This is a genomic window from Arthrobacter sp. P1_B3 (assembly GCF_056406615.1).
This window is the reverse complement of sequence record NZ_JBFTZV010000010.1, coordinates 58,642-74,019: the sequence shown is the minus strand read 5'-3', so window position 1 is coordinate 74,019 and position 15,378 is coordinate 58,642. Positions and strand designations below refer to the sequence as shown.

Below are 15,378 nucleotides of genomic sequence, written 5' to 3'. Positions count from 1 at the left end.
CGCTGGGTCCGCGGCGTCCGGCCCTTATGGCTCAGGGGGCCGCTTGGTCTGCGGGTACGGCGTTTCGAACCGGTCGAGCATCTCCACGAACCCGGCGATCTTCTTCTCCCGGGTGGAGGCCTGCTTGACCGAGTTGGTGCGGTAGATCAGGGCATACCTGTTCACGGATGTCAGGACCTCGAACATCGCCTGCGCCCGGGGCTCCGCCGCGATGGCCGCGGCGAGGTCATCCGGAACCTCCGCCGTCGCTGAGCCCGAATAGGCGGCCTCCCAGCGCCCGTCAGCCTTGGCGGACTCGACGGCGGCCCGGCCGGCCGGGGCCATCCGCCCCGCCGACTCCAGGCGTTCAATCCGTTCCACGTTCCGGGCCGACCACACGCTCTTGCGTCCCCGCCGGGTCATCCGCTGGAAGGAACTTTCCTCGTCCCGTCTCCGGCCCTGCCCGTCGATCCAGCCGAAGCACAGCGCCTCCTGCAGCGCGGCCTCGTAGTCCAGTTCGGTCACCGAACCGCCCTTCTTGTGCAGCACGAGCCACACGCCGGGGCTCTGCGCATGATGGTGCTCCAGCCAGGCGCGCCACTCGGCGGCGTCCTTCACCAGCAATTCCTCGAGTTCAACAGCCATGGCCCCATTGTGCACCGTGGGGCTGACCGGATGAGTGCTTTGGTGGCACCATGGCAGGTGGAGCCACATCCGTACGTCACCAGGAGATCCCATGCTGCGCGTCCGCCCGATCCACTACACCTCCCGCATGGACCAGTGGGAGCGTCTGCTGTCCGCCCTCGGCATGGTGCGGACGGTCGACGACGGCGACTGGCAGGAGTTCGACGCCGGCTCGGGCCGCCTCGCCCTGCACCGCGTCGCCGCCGGCGCCCATCCCGGCGGGGACGCCGGTGCCGGAATGGTGCTGGATGGCAAGACGGACTTCGGCGTCGAGGTCGGGGATCTGGCGGAGTTCGCGCGCCGCACCAACGCCGCGGGTGTGGAGGACGGGACCACCCCGGCCGAGCTGGTCAGCGCCCGCCACGGCGACACGTGCCGCATCACGGGCGAGGACGGCTTCGGCTTCTTCGCGGACAAGGCCGCCCACGGCGCGCAGTGCGCGGACGCCGATCCGGCCCTCGCTGTCGTCGAGGTCTGGTTCACCCCGGACGCGGCCGCCGCCGCGCAAACCCTGCGGAACATGGGCGCACGGCTGCGCCCGGCACCGGACGATGACGAAACGGCGGATTTCACGGCGAAGAACGGCGGCGTGCTGATGGTCCGGCCCGCCGGCGGCGCCGCCCGGTCCGGCCTGGGCTTTGAATACACCGGCGACCTGTCCGCCCTGCGGGACCGCCTGGCGGCCGCGGGGCACTCGGTCAGTCTGACGGAAGAGGCGTTCGGGCGGACCCTGCACGTGGCCAACCCCGATGCGGTCGAGCTGCCGGAGAACCCCAACGGGGCGATGCTCTGGATTTCGGCGAAGCCGGAAGGCGCCTGACGGTCCCTCCCGTGCGCCTGTGGCTGTTCCTTATGGTGTTGTCGGGTGGTTCCGTGGCCGTTGTGGGGTCGTGGCTACCCGGGGGTGGCGGGTATGGCTTTGTTGCTGTGGCCGGACGATTGGTGTCGTGACGGCTTCGAAGGATTGGCCGCCCGCCGCCCCGCGATGACCCGACCGCTGATTGAGAGACGCGACTTGATCGCCGGATAGGGACACGACGGCGCGGTTATCTGCCGGGTTCCACCCATCCGACAGACTGGAGGCTGTTTTGGTGCATCTATGGGCCGGCATTGACGCCGGCAAAGCCCATCATCACTGCGTCGTGATCGACGCCGACGGAAACCGGCTGCTCTCGCAGAAAATCCCTAACGACGAACCGGCCCTGCTGGAACTCATCGCCTCCGTCCTGAAACTCGGCGACGGCGACGAGGTCGTCTGGGCGACCGACCTGAACCACGGCGGCCCGGCGCTCCTGATCGCCATCCTCGTCGCCCACGGCCAGAACATCCTCTACATCCCGGGCCGGATCGTCCACCCCAGGTGCTGCTGAGCATGCCCGGTACCGGCCCCGCCGCTACGACCGGCGGCTCCTGCGCGTCTTCTACCTCTCCGGGGCACGACGACACTCCGCGCGCACGGCATCTCTTCATGCGCGAATGGGATCAAAGCATCCTCACGGAGCAGCACCAGCCTGCCGCTCCCACTGAAACGGCAGGCCTTCGCCGGTCCCGTCTCGCACTCGAAGACGGAACCGTCGTCGGCTCCATCTCCACCTCCTTCGATGAGGAACCCGACGGGTTCACAGCACGCCTGTCCGTGAGCTTGCCCGCCACGTGTGACTGCCAAGGCCCTTCCCGCCAACATGCAGCGACGCACCGGGTGGAAAGGTCCTCGCTGCGAAAAACGGCGACGAGCCCGAGAGACAGGAAGATCTCCACCGGAACCCCGCCTGCCAGGGAGCGCAACGCGCACAATAAGAACTAAGTCTGCTCAGGCCTCAGCCGGGGAAAAAGCGCCTCGGAATTGCCGCGGTCTATCGCCGCGCGCACGGAGGGGTCCAGCGGATAATTCTCATACTCCATATTCAGGAAATCGATCGCCGCAGAGGGTGCGAACGGGAAGTCAGTTCCGTATGTGATGCGGCTCGGGTCAGCTACCTCGAGCAGGCTGGGCAGGGCCGCCGGGCTGGCAGACAGGGCCACGTCGTAATAAAACCGCCGCAAGATGGACTGCTTCTTATCTCCCAGCGCCGCCAGCGCGCTGAGGGCCAGGTCCTTATCGTTGAGCATCGTCAGCAGGATCCTGTAGGCGATGTAAGGCACGAAGCCGCCCGCGTGAGCCAGGATGAACCTGACTCCCGAGAACTTTTCCATCGCACCGGACAGGATCAGGCTGATAGCGGTGCGGGTGGTGTCGAGCAAGAAATCTGCGGCAAAGGCGGGTATGCCCGGCACCGCCGGAGCGGGCAGCTCAGCGGGGTGGATGAACACTACGGCCCGGCGGTGGTGCAGGAACTCCAGCAGAGGCTCAAAGCCAGGATCGCCCAGATAGCGGCCGGCGTTGTTGGCCAGCAATACGATCCCGTCCGCGAGCAGGGTGTCCAGGGCGTACTGGGCCTCCGCCAGGGCGCCTTGCACGTCCGGCAGCGTGAGCGTCGCGAAGAACCCGAACCGCTCAGGCCGGGCCGCGACCACCTCTGCACTGTATTCGTTGATCTCCCGCGCCCGCCGCCGTGCCTCCGCAGCGTCCCCGAAGTACACGCCGGGCGTGGACAGGGACAAGATGCCGGTCTGCACGTCGTGCCTGTCCATGAACTTCAACGCTGAGCGCTCGGACCACGACGGCAGGCCAATGCCGCCGGGGCGGATGCCCTTTTCAAGCATCCAGCGCGCATACCCAGGCGGAACGATGTGCTGGTGAGTGTCAATGCGGTACGGCCGGCCCATCCGGATCCCTGTCCACGTGCTCGTTTCGCTGATACGCGGGCACTCAGCGGATGTGAACAATCTACTCGCAAATCCGACCCGTGAGCAGACCGCCGGACGGTGCCTGGGACTGAGCTAGACCGTCAGTGGGCGCTCTTCGAAATCGTGTGTACCAACCGCCGCGGGCGCTGGGAGCCGTTCTCTTAGTCGCCCTGCTGGTGGGGGAGAAGGGACACCGGTACAGGTGCCGCCCCGCCCACGTGAAAGGAACAGTCCATGAGCAACAGCAAAACCCGCAGACCATATCCCGGAACGACGACCGCCAAGTGCCTCGGCCCCTAGCCATAGGCCTCAGGAATCCATTGACAACATCATTGAGATTCCTTCGGAGGTACAGCCGGGCCCGCGGTCAGTCCTCCAGCGCCCCGTTGCAGAGCCGGTTCACTACCTCTGTGAGCGTCGTCAGGCCAGCCACGATGTCCTCGTCCGTGGTGTATTCGTGCTCGTTGTGTGAGATCCCGTCCACGCTGGGCACGAACAGCATCACCGTCGGGACCAGGTCCTTCATGTTGGTCGAATCATGCCCGGCCAGGGTCATGACCTGCTTGTTCGCCAGACCCAGGTCGGCCGCCACTTTGGCCGCGAGTTCAACGCCCTCTGGCTGGTAGGGGGTCACGGGCCAGGTGTGGGCGTGGTTGCGCTCCACCGTGACGTTCGCCAGCCTCTCGATCCCGGCGATCCGCTCGTCCAGCAAGGCGTCCGCCTCGGCCAGGACAGCTTCATCGGCGCTGCGCAGGTCCAGCAGCAGGCTCACCCGCGACGGCACCACGACGGGCGAGTTGGGGTAGACGTTCAGCTGCCCCACGGACGTGTGCAGCACGCCGGGGAAGGTGTCGGCAAGTTCCCGGGCGGCGACCACCATCATGGAGGCACCCAGCAGCGCGTCCTTCCGGTCGGCAATCACAGTGGAGCCCGTGTGGGCCTGCTCGCCATGGACCACGAACTCGTATTTGTTGGCCGCCCAGTTGGAGTTCACCAGGCCGATGGTGATGCCTTCGCGCTCCATGCTCCGGCCCTGCTCAATGTGGATCTCGGCGCAGTAGGCGGCTTCGGGGCCCTCGTAGCTGCCCCGGCAGCCGATCGCGTCCAGCGCCTCGCGGACCGAGACTCCGGCCGTGTCCGTGGTGGCCAGCGCGGTCTCGAGGTCGAGCTTTCCGGTGTAGACGGAGGAGCCCATCATGGACGGCTTGAAGCGGGAGCCCTCCTCGTTAAACCAGTTGACCACCGCGATGTTGAACCGGGGCTGCCCGGCGGCCCCGGCCGCGGCCCACTGCTCCACGAGCCGAAACGCCGCGTGGGCTGCGGCAAGGACGCCGTACGCGCCGTCGTAGCGTCCCGCCGTCGGCTGGGAGTCCATGTGGGAGCCCACCACCACGAACGGCGCACCCGGCACGGCCTCGTACAGACCCCACTGGTTGCCGGCCCGGTCGAACCGGACGGTGAAGCCCTTGGCCTCCAGCAGGCCCGTGAGCCACTGCCGCTGCTGGCCGTCCGGCACGCTGGCCGCCTGCCGGTCCACGCCGCCGTTCTCGGTCGCGCCGAATTCGCTCATGATGTGGAAGTCCCGCACGAACGCGGCGTCGCGGGTGCTGAAAATGGTGTGAGTAGTCACGGTGTTCCCCTATGAACGGTTGGTAGCTGGGTTGAAGAATGGACCGGTTGCGGCCGAATCGACCGCAACCGGGGACGAGAGGCCGGGCGTCCGGAACGTAAACGTCCCCCCGACGGCGGTGGCCAGCACCTGGAGTTCGGCGATGCTGCCCGCGGTGAGCGGGGACCCGGACAGGACGGTGAAGTCGGCCAGCTTCCCGGTGGTCAGTGAGCCTTTGATGCCGGACGTGCCTGTGGCTGCTGCGGCTCCGGTGGTATACGCCGCCAGGGCCTGGAGCGGGCTCAGCCGCTCGTCCGGGTTCCCGAAAACGGCGCCCGAGGCGGTGCGCCGGTCCACGAAGGCCTGCATGCCGCGGAGCACGTTGCCGTCCGCCACGGGGCGGTCGGAGCTGCCGGCGAGAGTCACCCCCGTGGCAAGGAACGACGCGGCCCGGTAGGCCCAGCCGAGCCGTTCCGGCCCGAGGGACAGCGTCATACCGTCCCCGCCGTCGAAAAAGAAGCTGGCCTGCGGGGTGACGGCGATGTCGGCTGCGGCAAGCCGTGGAAGCTGTTCCGGCCGCGTCATCGAGGCGTGTTCGATCCTGTTGGGCACGGTCCGGGGGCCGTATTTCGCGGCGCAGCCGGTGATGATCTCGATCGCGAGGTCAACGGCGCTGTCGCCGATCGCGTGCGCCGCGATCGACCAGCCCGCCGCGTAGGCGGCCTCGATCTTTGCCCGGAGCGCCTCCGGTTCCGCCTGGAAGTAGCCGGTGTTGCCGGTGTTGTCCGTCCCGCCGTGGCTGCAGTAGTCCTGGCTGACCGCGGCCGTTTCGCCGAGCAGCGAACCGTCCAGGAACACCTTCGCCGGGCCCAGGGACAGGAAGTCGCCGCCGAATCCGCTGGCGATGCCCAGGTCCAGACCGGCAGGTGCCGGGTCCTGCGGGTCCTGTCCGCCGAGCGGGTGGAGCACATCAAGGACCGGCATCAGCTGTGCCCGCGCGTGGAGTCTGCCTCCGGCCGCCGCCCGCTGGTAGGCGGCCAGCTCCACGGGGCTGTGGCCGATCCAGCCGCCGCCGATCCCGGCCTCGGTGAAGCTCGTGATGCCCTCCGCGGCGTAGTGGCTGGTGGCCCGGTCCAGTGCGGCTTCGATCGCCTCGGACGAGTACGGCAGGATCAGCTGCTGGATCAGCTGCTGCGCGGTTTCCTGAACCAGCCCCGTGGGACGGCCGGCGCCGTCGCGGACAATCACGCCGCCGTCGGGGTCCGGAAACGACGCCGGTTCGGCGCCGGCCAGCCGGAGCGCGGCGGTGTTGACTACGGCCATGTGGCCGGAGTTGTGCCGCATCAACAGGGGCCGGTTTCCCGTGATCCGGTCCAGGACGGCGATGTCCGGGAACTCGCCGCCGTGCTGCTGCTGGCTGAAGCCGGTGGCCAGCAGCCAGCCCGACGCCGGGCTGGACCCGTGCTCTGCCCCGGGCCCTGCGGCGCTGTCTGCCGCCATACCGGCCTCCAGCAGGGCGTAGAGCTGGTGCAGTCCGCGCGCGGCGGAGACGTCCAGCTCGCCCAGGCCCAGCCCGAACCAGGTGGTGTGGCAGTGGGCGTCGATGAAGCCGGGAGTCACGGTGGCGCCGCCGAGGTCCAGGACCTCGGCGGCCTCCATCGAGTCCAGGTCACCGTCGAGGCCTACAATCCGGCCCTGCCAGACCCCCAGCGAGGTGGCCTGCGGGCGGCGGTTATCCATGGTGAGGATGTCCGCGTTGCGCAGCAGCAGGTCGAGTTTCATGGGATTACCTAGCGTGGTTCTTTTAGCGGTGGGACGTGGTGACTGACTTGATGCGGGTGTAATCCTCCAGGCCAAAGACGGAGAGGTCCTTGCCGGTGCCGGAGTGCTTGAACCCGCCGTGCGGGGCCTCGGCCGGAATCACCTGGTGGCAGTTGATCCACACGGCGCCGAAGTCCAGTTCGTTGGATACCCGGGTGACGACGCCGTGGTTGTTCGACCAGACGCTGGAGGCCAGCGCGTACTTCGTGCCGTTGGCGAGCTCCACGGCCTCGGACTCGTCCCGGAAGGGCTGGATGGTGACCACGGGTCCGAAGATTTCCTCGCAGACCACCTCGTCGGCCTGGAACACTCCATCGATCACGGTGGGCTCGAAGTGGAAGCCGGCGCCCGTCCGCTTGCCCCCGGCCAGGACCCTGGCGTTCGCGGGAAGCCGGGACATGAAGCCCTCCACCCGGTCCAGCTGCGCGGCGCTGTTCAGCGGACCCAGGTCCGCGGCGTCGCCGCCGACCTGCAGCGCCGCGGCCGCCGCGGCGAGCGCGGAGCCGAACTCCTGGTGGATGGATTCCTCCACGAGCACACGGGTCACGGCGGTGCAGTCCTGCCCGGCGTTGAAGAACGCACCGAGCGCGATCTCCTTGGCCGCCAGGTCAATGTCGGTGTCCGCGAAGACGATCGCGGGTGCCTTGCCGCCGAGTTCGAGGTGGACGTCCTTGAGGGTCTTCGACGCCGCGGACATCACCTGTGCCCCGGCCCGGGTGGAGCCGGTGATGGACACCATTTCCGGGATCTCGTGGTCCACCATGGCGGCACCGGTCCCCCGGCCGCCGCAGATGACGTTCACGACGCCGGCCGGGTAAGCCTCCTGCGCCAGCTCGCCCAGGACCAGGGTGGACCAGGGTGTGGTGTCCGCCGGTTTCAGGACCAGGGTGTTGCCGGCGGCGAGCGCCGGTCCGATCTTCCAGATGGCCATCATGAACGGGTAGTTCCACGGGGTGATCTGGGCGACCACGCCGAGGGGTTCCCGCCGGACGGTGGAGGAAAAGCCGCGGACGTATTCGGTCTGCGCGGTCCCGGACACCACGCGGCAGGCGCCGGCAAAGAAGCGCAGCTGGTCGGCGCCGCGGAGGATCTCGATCTCGCGGGTGACCTGACGGGGCTTGCCGGTGCAGGCCACTTCAGCGTCGAGGAGCCTGTCGACGTTGGCCTCGATGAGGTCAGCGAGTTTGAGCATCATGGCCTGGCGTTCGGCCGGGGTGGTCCGCTTGTAGCTCTGGAAAGCGGTGTGGGCGGCCTGGAAAGCGCGGTCCACCGTGGCGTCGTCGCTGTCCGGCGCGGTGCCGAGCTGGACTCCGGTGGCGGGGTCGAAGAACGGCAGAGTGGCGGCAGCTGAACCGTCCGCCGCAGCCTCTGGGGCGATCTCACCGTTGATGATGTTGTGCAGGGTGATCATGACGGGCTCCGGTCAGTTGCTGGCGGTCTTGGGTGAGCGGGTGGTGGGGTCCTGCGGCAGGTGCAGGACTGCCGGCAGCCCGGATTCGACGGCGCGGCGGAAGGCGGCGCCGAAGTCCTCTGCCCTCTCCACGCGTTCTCCGTAGCCGCCGTAGGACCGGGCCAGCGCGGCGAAGTCCGGGTTGGTCATGTGCGTGCCCGAGGGCCGGCCCGGGTAGTGGCCTTCCTGGTGCTCACGGATCGTGGCAAAGATGCCGTTGTCCACCACGAGGGCGATGAACTTCCCGCCGTGGCCCATGGCCGTGGCCATTTCCTGGCCATTCATCATGAAGCAGCCGTCGCCGGCCACGGAGATCACCTGCCGTCCCGGGTAGGCCAGGGAGGCAGCCACCGCCGCCGGGATTCCCATGCCCATGGCACCGTTGCGGGGCGCGGCGAGCGAGTTCGCCGTATTGTGCTTCAGATAGCGGGCCGGCCACAACGAGTGGTTCCCGGCGCCGTAGGTGATGACGGCGTCGTCGTCCATTTCCTGCTTGAGGATTTCCATCACGACGGCGAGGTCAACACCGGTGCCGCCGTCCGGCTGCGCGGTGGAGAACTTCTCGTAGTCCGCACGGGCCCCGGCCAGCCAGCCGGCCGCGGGTTCCACCGCGGATTCCGTGCCGGCAAGTGCGTTGGCGAAGGACGCGACGTGGGCCGGAATGTGTTGGTCCAGCCGGCCGAAGTGGCCCAGCAGATCGGCGCCGGGGTGGACGACGACCGTGACGGCATCCAGTCCGCGTTTGTAGCCGTCGGAGAGCACGTCAGCGCGGACGCAGCCGACGAAGACCAGCAGATCGGCCTCATCGAGGCGGCGGGCGTTGGCGTCGCTGCGGGCGTAGCCGAGGTAGCCGGCGTAGGAGTCGCTGCTGTGCGGGACGGCGTCGTAGGCGCGGAAATCCGCGAGCACGGGGATGCCGTGGCGGGAGGCCCAGCCGGCCAGCGCGTCGGAGGACGCCTGGTTCCAGCCTTCGCCGCCCACCACGATGAGGGGCTTCTTGGACGCGGCCAGCCGGGTTTCGAGTTCGGCCAGGGCCGGGGCCGCAGGTGCCGGGCGGGAGACGATGCGCGGTTCCACGGTGCCGGATTCGATGGCGTGGACCAGCACGTCTTCGGGGAGGCCGATCACCACGGGACCCGGCCGGCCGCTGAGGGCCGTGAAGATGGCGTCGTCCACCACGCGGGCGGCGGACGCGGCGTCGTCGAGCGTCACGACCTTCTTGGCGGTGCTGCCGAACCAGGCGTTGATGTCGAATTCCTGGAACGACTCCCGCCCGCGGTCCGCCACCGGGATGAGGCCGACGAACAGGATCATCGGGGTGGCGTCCTGGTGCGCGGTGTGGATGGCGATGAAGGCGTTGGCGGCACCGGGACCACGGGTCACCATGGCCACGCCCGGAAGCTCCGTGAGCCGGCCTTCGGCGAGGGCCATGAACCCGGCGCCGCCTTCGTGGCGGGTCACCACGGTTTCAATGGAGGATCCGTGGAGGCCGTCCAGCACATCCAGGAAGCTCTCCCCGGGGACTCCGTAGACGCGTTGGATGCCGGCGCGTTCGAGCTGGGCAACAATCAGGTGCCCTGCTGTGGTTGAGGTGCTCAATGCTTCATACCTTTTTCTTCGATGCTGAGGGCCGGCAGGACAATCCCCGAGAGTGCGGTCAGAACCGACACAACCAGCAGGATGATGGCCCCGGGCCAGAATGAATTGCCACTGGCAGCCACGAGGGCTGTGGCGATAAGTGGGATAAAGCCGGAAATAACGCCGGCGCTGTTGGAGGTGATGGCTACGCCCGTGTAGCGGACCTTCGTGGCAAAGAGGGCGGTCAGCGCAGTGCCGGACACCGCGTAAGGGACGGACAGGGTGGCGACGCCGATGATCATGGCGCCGATGACCAGCACCGGGTTCGCGGTGTCGATAGCCAGGAAGACCGGAACGGCCACAACCGCGGAGACCACGCCGCCCCACAGAATGACGCGGCTGGCGCCGAACTTCTCGCCCATTCGGCCAGCCCAGATGAGGACAAAGATCTCCAGCGTTGCCGCGAGGAGGGAGCCCAAGAGCAGGGTTTCGTAGGGCATCTTGAGGATCTTGGTGCCGTAGAAGACCACAAAGCTGGTGATGAGGTAAAAACCGCCGATGCCCAGCAAAGCGGAGCACATGCCGACCAGGATCTGGCGCCAGCTGTTGGTCAGGACGCCGCGGATAGGCGCGTGCTCGGTCTCACCCGACTCCATAAGGGCCTCGAACTCGGGGGATTCACTGAGCCTGCTGCGGATCCACATCGAGATGGCCAGCAGCGGGATCGCGGCAATGAACGGGATTCGCCAGCCCCACGCGTCAAAGTTCGTTTGGCCCACGAGGTAGAGCATGCCGAAGAACCCGCCGGAGGACAGAATGGTGCCGATCGGCGAACCGATCTGGGGCAGCGCAGCATAGCGGGCCCGCTTTGCCACGGGCGCGTTTTCGACGGCGATGATCACCGCGCCGCTCCACTCGCCGCCCACCGCGAGTCCCTGGATGATCCGCAGGGCCACCAGGATAATAGGGGCCGCAATGCCGATCGTCATGTAGTTCGGCAGCAGGCCGATCAGGCCGGTCACGACGCCGATGCCCACGATGGTGACCATCAGGATTTTCTTCCGGCCTACCTTGTCCCCCAAGGAGCCGAAGATGAACCCGCCGATCGGGCGGGCCACGAAGCCGACAGCCAGGGTGGCGAAAGAGCTCATCGCCGAGACGAAGGGGTCCTCGGACACGAAGTACTGGGCGTTGAACACCAGCGCCGCGGCCGTAGTGAAAAGGAAGAAGTCGTACCACTCGAGGGCTGTGCCCACCAGGGCTGCCAGGGCCACCTTGCGGGTGACACTCTCATCCACGATCCGTAGGTCCGGGCGCTCCACCCCCGTCACTGYCGTGCTGTTGTTGCTTGCCATGAAATACTCCAAATTGCTAGGGACCGGATACCTCGGACGGACGACATCTTTCGCCGCCTGCCCCGTGATGTGGCTCACCCTTGGGTCTGACTCCATTCTTCCAGTAGGTTCATCCAAAATAACTAGCAATGCGTCACGGGATTTCGGTCCTAGAATGTGTAAATGCACAACTTTCAGGACAACGCCGCGCGCTGGGGAGAACTGGTGGAGCGGCTGCACGGGCGGCTCGACGAACTCGTGGACCTCTTCATGGCCCGGGTCCAGGAGATCCCCGAATATGCCGGCAACAGGGTTGACCTCCCGGAACTTCGCAAAACTGCCCGCGAGACGTTCCGCCGTCTCGTGGACGGGCTGCGGGACAAGGAGTTGCAGCAGGCGGGCCGCAACGGCGACCGCGACTCGCTGATGCAGTTCTCCTCCGAGCTGGGCGCCAAGAGAGCAAGGGCAGGGATCTCTCCCGAGGCCCTGATTTCAGCCGTCCGGCTGGATTTCAGCATCCTGTGGGATGACCTGCTGCAGATCTCTGATCCCGAAGACGCCATGCTGCTGACATCCAGGGTGGACAGGGTGTGGCGCGTCGTGGATGAATTCGCCACCCATACGCACTCGAGCTACTCGGCGGAACGGGTGCGCATGGCACAGGAAGAATCAAATATCCGCCGCGAGTTCATCGCCCGGCTTTTCAGCAAGTCTGAACTTTCCGCAGACACGATCAGCCAGGCGGCCGCAGCCCTCGTTACCGATCCTGACGCCAGGTTCTCCATAGTTGCCGCCAGCGGGGAGGCAGCCTCGAAACTGCGCGCCATCGCAGCTCAGGGCCCGCAGTCCTCGCAGAAGCTCTTTGTGCACGAATTCGGCGGCAGCGCCTATGTTTTCTGGGCCCTCGGCCGTCCCGCCAGTGGACGGGCGCAACAGGAAGGCCCCGCCTATCTCCCGGCCGGCATCGCCGGGATCCCCTGCGGCTATGTGGAAGGCTTTGCCGGCCTGCGCGCCCTCCCGGCAGCGGCACGGACTGCCGAGCGTCTGGCACTGCTCCTCCAACCTTCGGACAAGGGCCCCCTGACTGCCGCCGGCGCCTGGGCCAGGCTCGCGAAGCAGCAGCTCCAGGACGCCGGCCTGGATCTGTGGGCGGACCTGGACTCGGCACTCTCGCCATGCCGCGGCGGGGAGCGCGAACGCCTGGAGGAAACGGTGCGCCACTTCCTGTCCACCGGCAATATCACCATCACGGCACAGGCCCTTTTTTGCCACCGGAACACCATCCTCAACCGGCTTCACCGCTTCCAGGACCTGACCGGGATCGACCTCGCAGTACCCTCCCAAGCGGCCAGGCTGGTGGTTGCGTGGGCCTGAGTGCGGCTGGGGTGCTGGCGTAGGGCGGCCTGCCTGAACCTTGCCTCCGGGTTGTGTGAACACACAATTTTGGTGGATTTCTGGTGGATTTTTTGCCATTGAACTGTGATGGCTGACACAGGATAGTTGGTGACTATCTGCACCGGACAATCGTCCCCGCACCCCATCTGGAGAACTGATGGCTCACATGGTAAATACCACTGCCGCCGCTGCTACGGCACGGCTGGACCTCGCAAAAATGCGCAAAATCGCCCTAGCCAGCGTCATTGGCACCACCGTCGAGTGGTACGACCTCTTTGTATTCGGCACAGCGTCCGCGCTGGTGTTCAACAAGATCTTCTTCCCCAGCTTCGACCCCATCGTGGGCACCATGCTCGCGTTCGGCACCTTCGCCTCCGCCTACATTGCACGCATGGTGGGCGCCATCATCTTCGGCCACTTCGGGGACCGCCTGGGCCGGAAGTCCATGCTCCTGATTTCACTGCTGACCATGGGCGCCGCCACGTTCGCCATCGGCCTGCTGCCGGACTACAACAGCATCGGCATCATGGCGCCTCTGCTGCTGCTCTTCCTGCGCGTCATCCAGGGCCTGGCCCTGGGCGGCGAATGGGGCGGCGCCGTCCTGATGACGGTGGAACACGCTCCCGCGTCCAAGCGCGGGTTCTACGGCTCGTTGGTCCAGGTGGGCGTGCCCGCCGGGACCCTGATCGCCAACGTCGCGTTCCTCATTGTCGCCTCGACGGTCAGCACCGAAGAGCTCCTTGCCTGGGGCTGGCGCATCCCGTTCCTGGCCTCCGCGCTGCTCGTGGCCGTGGGCATCTACATCCGCCTGCACATCGAGGAAACCCCGTCATTCCAGGCGGTCAAGGATGCCGGCGCCAAGGCCAAGCTGCCCTTCGCGGCCCTCATGGCCAAGTACTGGAAGCAGGTCATCCTCGGCGGCGTTGCCACCTTGTCCACCGGCAGCACCTTCACTCTGCTCGTGGCCTCGGGCGTCTCCTACGGCAAGAAGGAACTGGGCCACTCGGAGGCCCTGATGCTGTGGGTCGTGCTGGCCGCCTGCGCCTTGTGCTTTGTCCTGATCCCTTTCTTCGGCCGGCTCTCTGACAAGCACGGCCGCAAGCCGATCATCTACGCCGGAGTGGCCGCCGAGGCAGCCCTGGCGTTCCCGATGTTCTGGCTCATGGACACCAAGTCCGTGCCGCTGCTCTTCATCGCCTACCTCGCCATGATGACGGCCTTCGCCGCGAACTACGGCCCGATCGCCACATTCCTCGCCGAGCTCTTCGGTTCAAAAGTCCGCTACTCGGGACTGTCCGTGGCCTACATGCTCTCCGGGCTCCTCGGCAGCGCCGCAACACCGTTCATCACCACGTGGCTGCTGGGTATGACCCACCAGAGCTCCTCCATTGCGTGGTACATCATGGCCGCCGCCCTCGTCTCGCTCGGTGCCTTGTTTGTCCTGACCGAAACCCGGCACGGCAACATCGACGCCGTCGACTCCGCCCCCACTGACGCGTTCACCGACGCAAGCACGGACCCGTCCGCCGAAGCGGTGGCTGCCAAATGACAACGCCGCACGCCGTGCTCCCCGCTGTTCCTCCCGTAAACGGGACTGTCCGCCGGATCGCGCAGATCCCGGGTGGCGCAGCCGCCGTCGGCCCCTTCTCCCAGGCAGTCGTCGCCAATGGGTTTGTGTTCACCGCCGGCCAGATCCCCGCGATCAGCGGGCTGGATGACCAGCCGGACACCTTCGAGGACCAGGTGCGCCAGACCATCATCAACCTCCGGTCCGTGCTAGAGACGGCGGGGTCCGGCCTGGACCACGTGGTCAAGGTGAACGGCTATCTCACGGATCCCGACCGGCTCGATGCCTACAACCGGGTCTACTCGGAGTTCTTTGGCACGGCCAAGCCTGCGCGGACCACTGTCTGCGTGAGCCTGTGGGGCGTCGCGCTGGAAATCGACTGCGTGGCCGTGGTTGCCGGCACGACGGCGCCGGAAGCCCCATGAGCGCGGTGAGCGCGGTGAGCGCGGTGAGCGCGGTGAGCGCGGTGAGCGCGGTGAGCGCGGTGAGCGCGGTGAGCGCGGTGAGCGCGGTGAGCGCGGTGAGCGCGGTGAGCGCGGTGAGCGCGGTGAGCGCGGGGCTTAACGAGGGGCTCGCCGCCGTCAGCTACCCCACGATCGGGCACTTCCTGGAGGACGGATTCGTGGATCCGGCCATCCGTTCGCTGCTCGACGGCGTCAAGGTGGCGGGCCCGGCGGTCACGGTGCGCATCGCTGAGAATGACGCCTACGCCATGAACCGTGCCCTGCTGGAGCTGCACCCCGGCGCGGTGCTGGTGGTGGACATGTCCGGTGACCACCGGCACGCGCCGGTGGGCGCAGTCACCGCGGCAGCGGCCACCGCGCGAGGCGCCGCCGGCGTCGTCGTCGACGGCGTGGCCACCGACATCCTGGAGCTCCGGGCCACCGGCCTGCCGGTCTTCGCCCGCGGGACCTCGTGCCTGACCACCAAAAGGGTCCGCAGCGGCGGCTCCGCGGTGAATGTCCCGGTGCAGTGCGGCGGCATCCAGGTTAATCCGGGCGACTGGGTGCTCGGGGACGACAACGGCGTGATCGTCCTGTCCCCGGAGGCGGCGGCCGAGGTGCTGGGCCAGGCACTGGCCTCTGACGCCGCCGAACCGGCGCTGCTGGCACGGATCGCATCCGGCGAGCCGCTGGAATCGGTGCTGGCGTTCTGAGGGACGGCGCGGGGTTCG

The 15,378-nt window shown here is 67.3% G+C and carries 12 protein-coding genes and 1 pseudogene; 6 read left to right on the top strand and 7 right to left on the bottom strand.

Translation table 11 applies throughout. The annotated features are described in order from the left end of the window. Positions 1-24 precede the first annotated feature (24 nt). The gene (locus AC1D2F_RS12880) at positions 25-624 is read right to left on the bottom strand and encodes a YdeI/OmpD-associated family protein (RefSeq protein ID WP_476966876.1); all 600 of its coding nucleotides are present in this window, start codon (positions 622-624) and stop codon (positions 25-27) included. 91 nt (positions 625-715) lie between these two features. Here AC1D2F_RS12880 and AC1D2F_RS12875 point away from each other — a divergent pair, with 91 nt between their 5' ends. Together AC1D2F_RS12875 and AC1D2F_RS12870 are read left to right on the top strand one after the other, a co-directional pair. Continuing rightward, a complete protein-coding gene (locus AC1D2F_RS12875; RefSeq protein WP_364748368.1) occupies positions 716-1,483 on the top strand; it encodes a VOC family protein in 768 nt (255 codons plus the stop codon). A 268-nt stretch (positions 1,484-1,751) separates the two neighbouring features. Next, positions 1,752-2,018 (top strand): annotated as a pseudogene (locus tag AC1D2F_RS12870) (IS110 family transposase); the annotation flags it as partial. 445 nt (positions 2,019-2,463) lie between these two features. Here AC1D2F_RS12870 and AC1D2F_RS12865 read toward each other — a convergent pair. The 6 genes from AC1D2F_RS12865 to AC1D2F_RS12840 form a co-directional block, all read right to left on the bottom strand. After that, positions 2,464-3,429 (bottom strand): amidohydrolase family protein, encoded by a 966-nt coding sequence (locus AC1D2F_RS12865; RefSeq protein WP_364748370.1) that lies wholly within the window; start codon positions 3,427-3,429, stop codon positions 2,464-2,466. Positions 3,430-3,817: 388 nt separating this feature from the next. Beyond that, positions 3,818-5,080 (bottom strand): M20 family metallo-hydrolase, encoded by a 1,263-nt coding sequence (locus tag AC1D2F_RS12860; protein ID WP_364748372.1) that lies wholly within the window; start codon positions 5,078-5,080, stop codon positions 3,818-3,820. A gap of 9 nt (positions 5,081-5,089) precedes the next feature. Next, complete coding sequence (locus AC1D2F_RS12855; protein WP_476966875.1) at positions 5,090-6,841, bottom strand: amidohydrolase; 1,752 nt, start codon at positions 6,839-6,841, stop codon at positions 5,090-5,092. A gap of 22 nt (positions 6,842-6,863) precedes the next feature. After that, positions 6,864-8,291: a gamma-aminobutyraldehyde dehydrogenase gene (locus AC1D2F_RS12850; RefSeq protein WP_364748375.1), complete on the bottom strand. Its 1,428-nt coding sequence runs from the start codon at positions 8,289-8,291 to the stop codon at positions 6,864-6,866. Positions 8,292-8,303: 12 nt separating this feature from the next. After that, complete coding sequence (locus AC1D2F_RS12845; protein ID WP_364748377.1) at positions 8,304-9,929, bottom strand: thiamine pyrophosphate-dependent enzyme; 1,626 nt, start codon at positions 9,927-9,929, stop codon at positions 8,304-8,306. Further along, positions 9,926-11,263: an MFS transporter gene (locus tag AC1D2F_RS12840; protein WP_476966874.1), complete on the bottom strand. Its 1,338-nt coding sequence runs from the start codon at positions 11,261-11,263 to the stop codon at positions 9,926-9,928. The genes AC1D2F_RS12845 and AC1D2F_RS12840 overlap by 4 nt, the downstream gene beginning before the upstream one ends. A gap of 162 nt (positions 11,264-11,425) precedes the next feature. Here AC1D2F_RS12840 and AC1D2F_RS12835 point away from each other — a divergent pair, with 162 nt between their 5' ends. The 4 genes from AC1D2F_RS12835 to AC1D2F_RS12820 all read left to right on the top strand — a co-directional run bounded on the left by AC1D2F_RS12835 (position 11,426) and on the right by AC1D2F_RS12820 (position 15,360). Beyond that, on the top strand, positions 11,426-12,616 hold the full coding sequence (locus AC1D2F_RS12835) for an RsbRD N-terminal domain-containing protein (protein ID WP_476966873.1): 1,191 nt from the start codon (positions 11,426-11,428) through the stop codon (positions 12,614-12,616). A gap of 187 nt (positions 12,617-12,803) precedes the next feature. Then, positions 12,804-14,186, top strand: coding sequence for an MFS transporter (locus AC1D2F_RS12830; RefSeq protein WP_229994618.1), 1,383 nt, complete (start codon positions 12,804-12,806; stop codon positions 14,184-14,186). After that, positions 14,183-14,629, top strand: a complete 447-nt coding sequence (locus AC1D2F_RS12825; RefSeq protein WP_476966872.1) for a RidA family protein — start codon at positions 14,183-14,185, stop codon at positions 14,627-14,629. The genes AC1D2F_RS12830 and AC1D2F_RS12825 overlap by 4 nt, the downstream gene beginning before the upstream one ends. Beyond that, positions 14,626-15,360: an RraA family protein gene (locus AC1D2F_RS12820; protein WP_476966871.1), complete on the top strand. Its 735-nt coding sequence runs from the start codon at positions 14,626-14,628 to the stop codon at positions 15,358-15,360. The genes AC1D2F_RS12825 and AC1D2F_RS12820 overlap by 4 nt, the downstream gene beginning before the upstream one ends. Positions 15,361-15,378 lie beyond the last annotated feature (18 nt).

Coding starts and splice junctions, on each gene's coding strand:
- AC1D2F_RS12825 (WP_476966872.1), top strand. CDS start 14,183: ATGACAACGCCGCACGCCGTGCTCCCCGCTGTTCCTCCCGTAAACGGG.
- AC1D2F_RS12835 (WP_476966873.1), top strand. CDS start 11,426: ATGCACAACTTTCAGGACAACGCCGCGCGCTGGGGAGAACTGGTGGAG.
- AC1D2F_RS12850 (WP_364748375.1), bottom strand. CDS start 8,291: ATGATCACCCTGCACAACATCATCAACGGTGAGATCGCCCCAGAGGCT.
- AC1D2F_RS12865 (WP_364748370.1), bottom strand. CDS start 3,429: ATGGGCCGGCCGTACCGCATTGACACTCACCAGCACATCGTTCCGCCT.
- AC1D2F_RS12880 (WP_476966876.1), bottom strand. CDS start 624: ATGGCTGTTGAACTCGAGGAATTGCTGGTGAAGGACGCCGCCGAGTGG.
- AC1D2F_RS12830 (WP_229994618.1), top strand. CDS start 12,804: ATGGTAAATACCACTGCCGCCGCTGCTACGGCACGGCTGGACCTCGCA.
- AC1D2F_RS12875 (WP_364748368.1), top strand. CDS start 716: ATGCTGCGCGTCCGCCCGATCCACTACACCTCCCGCATGGACCAGTGG.
- AC1D2F_RS12820 (WP_476966871.1), top strand. CDS start 14,626: ATGAGCGCGGTGAGCGCGGTGAGCGCGGTGAGCGCGGTGAGCGCGGTG.
- AC1D2F_RS12855 (WP_476966875.1), bottom strand. CDS start 6,841: ATGAAACTCGACCTGCTGCTGCGCAACGCGGACATCCTCACCATGGAT.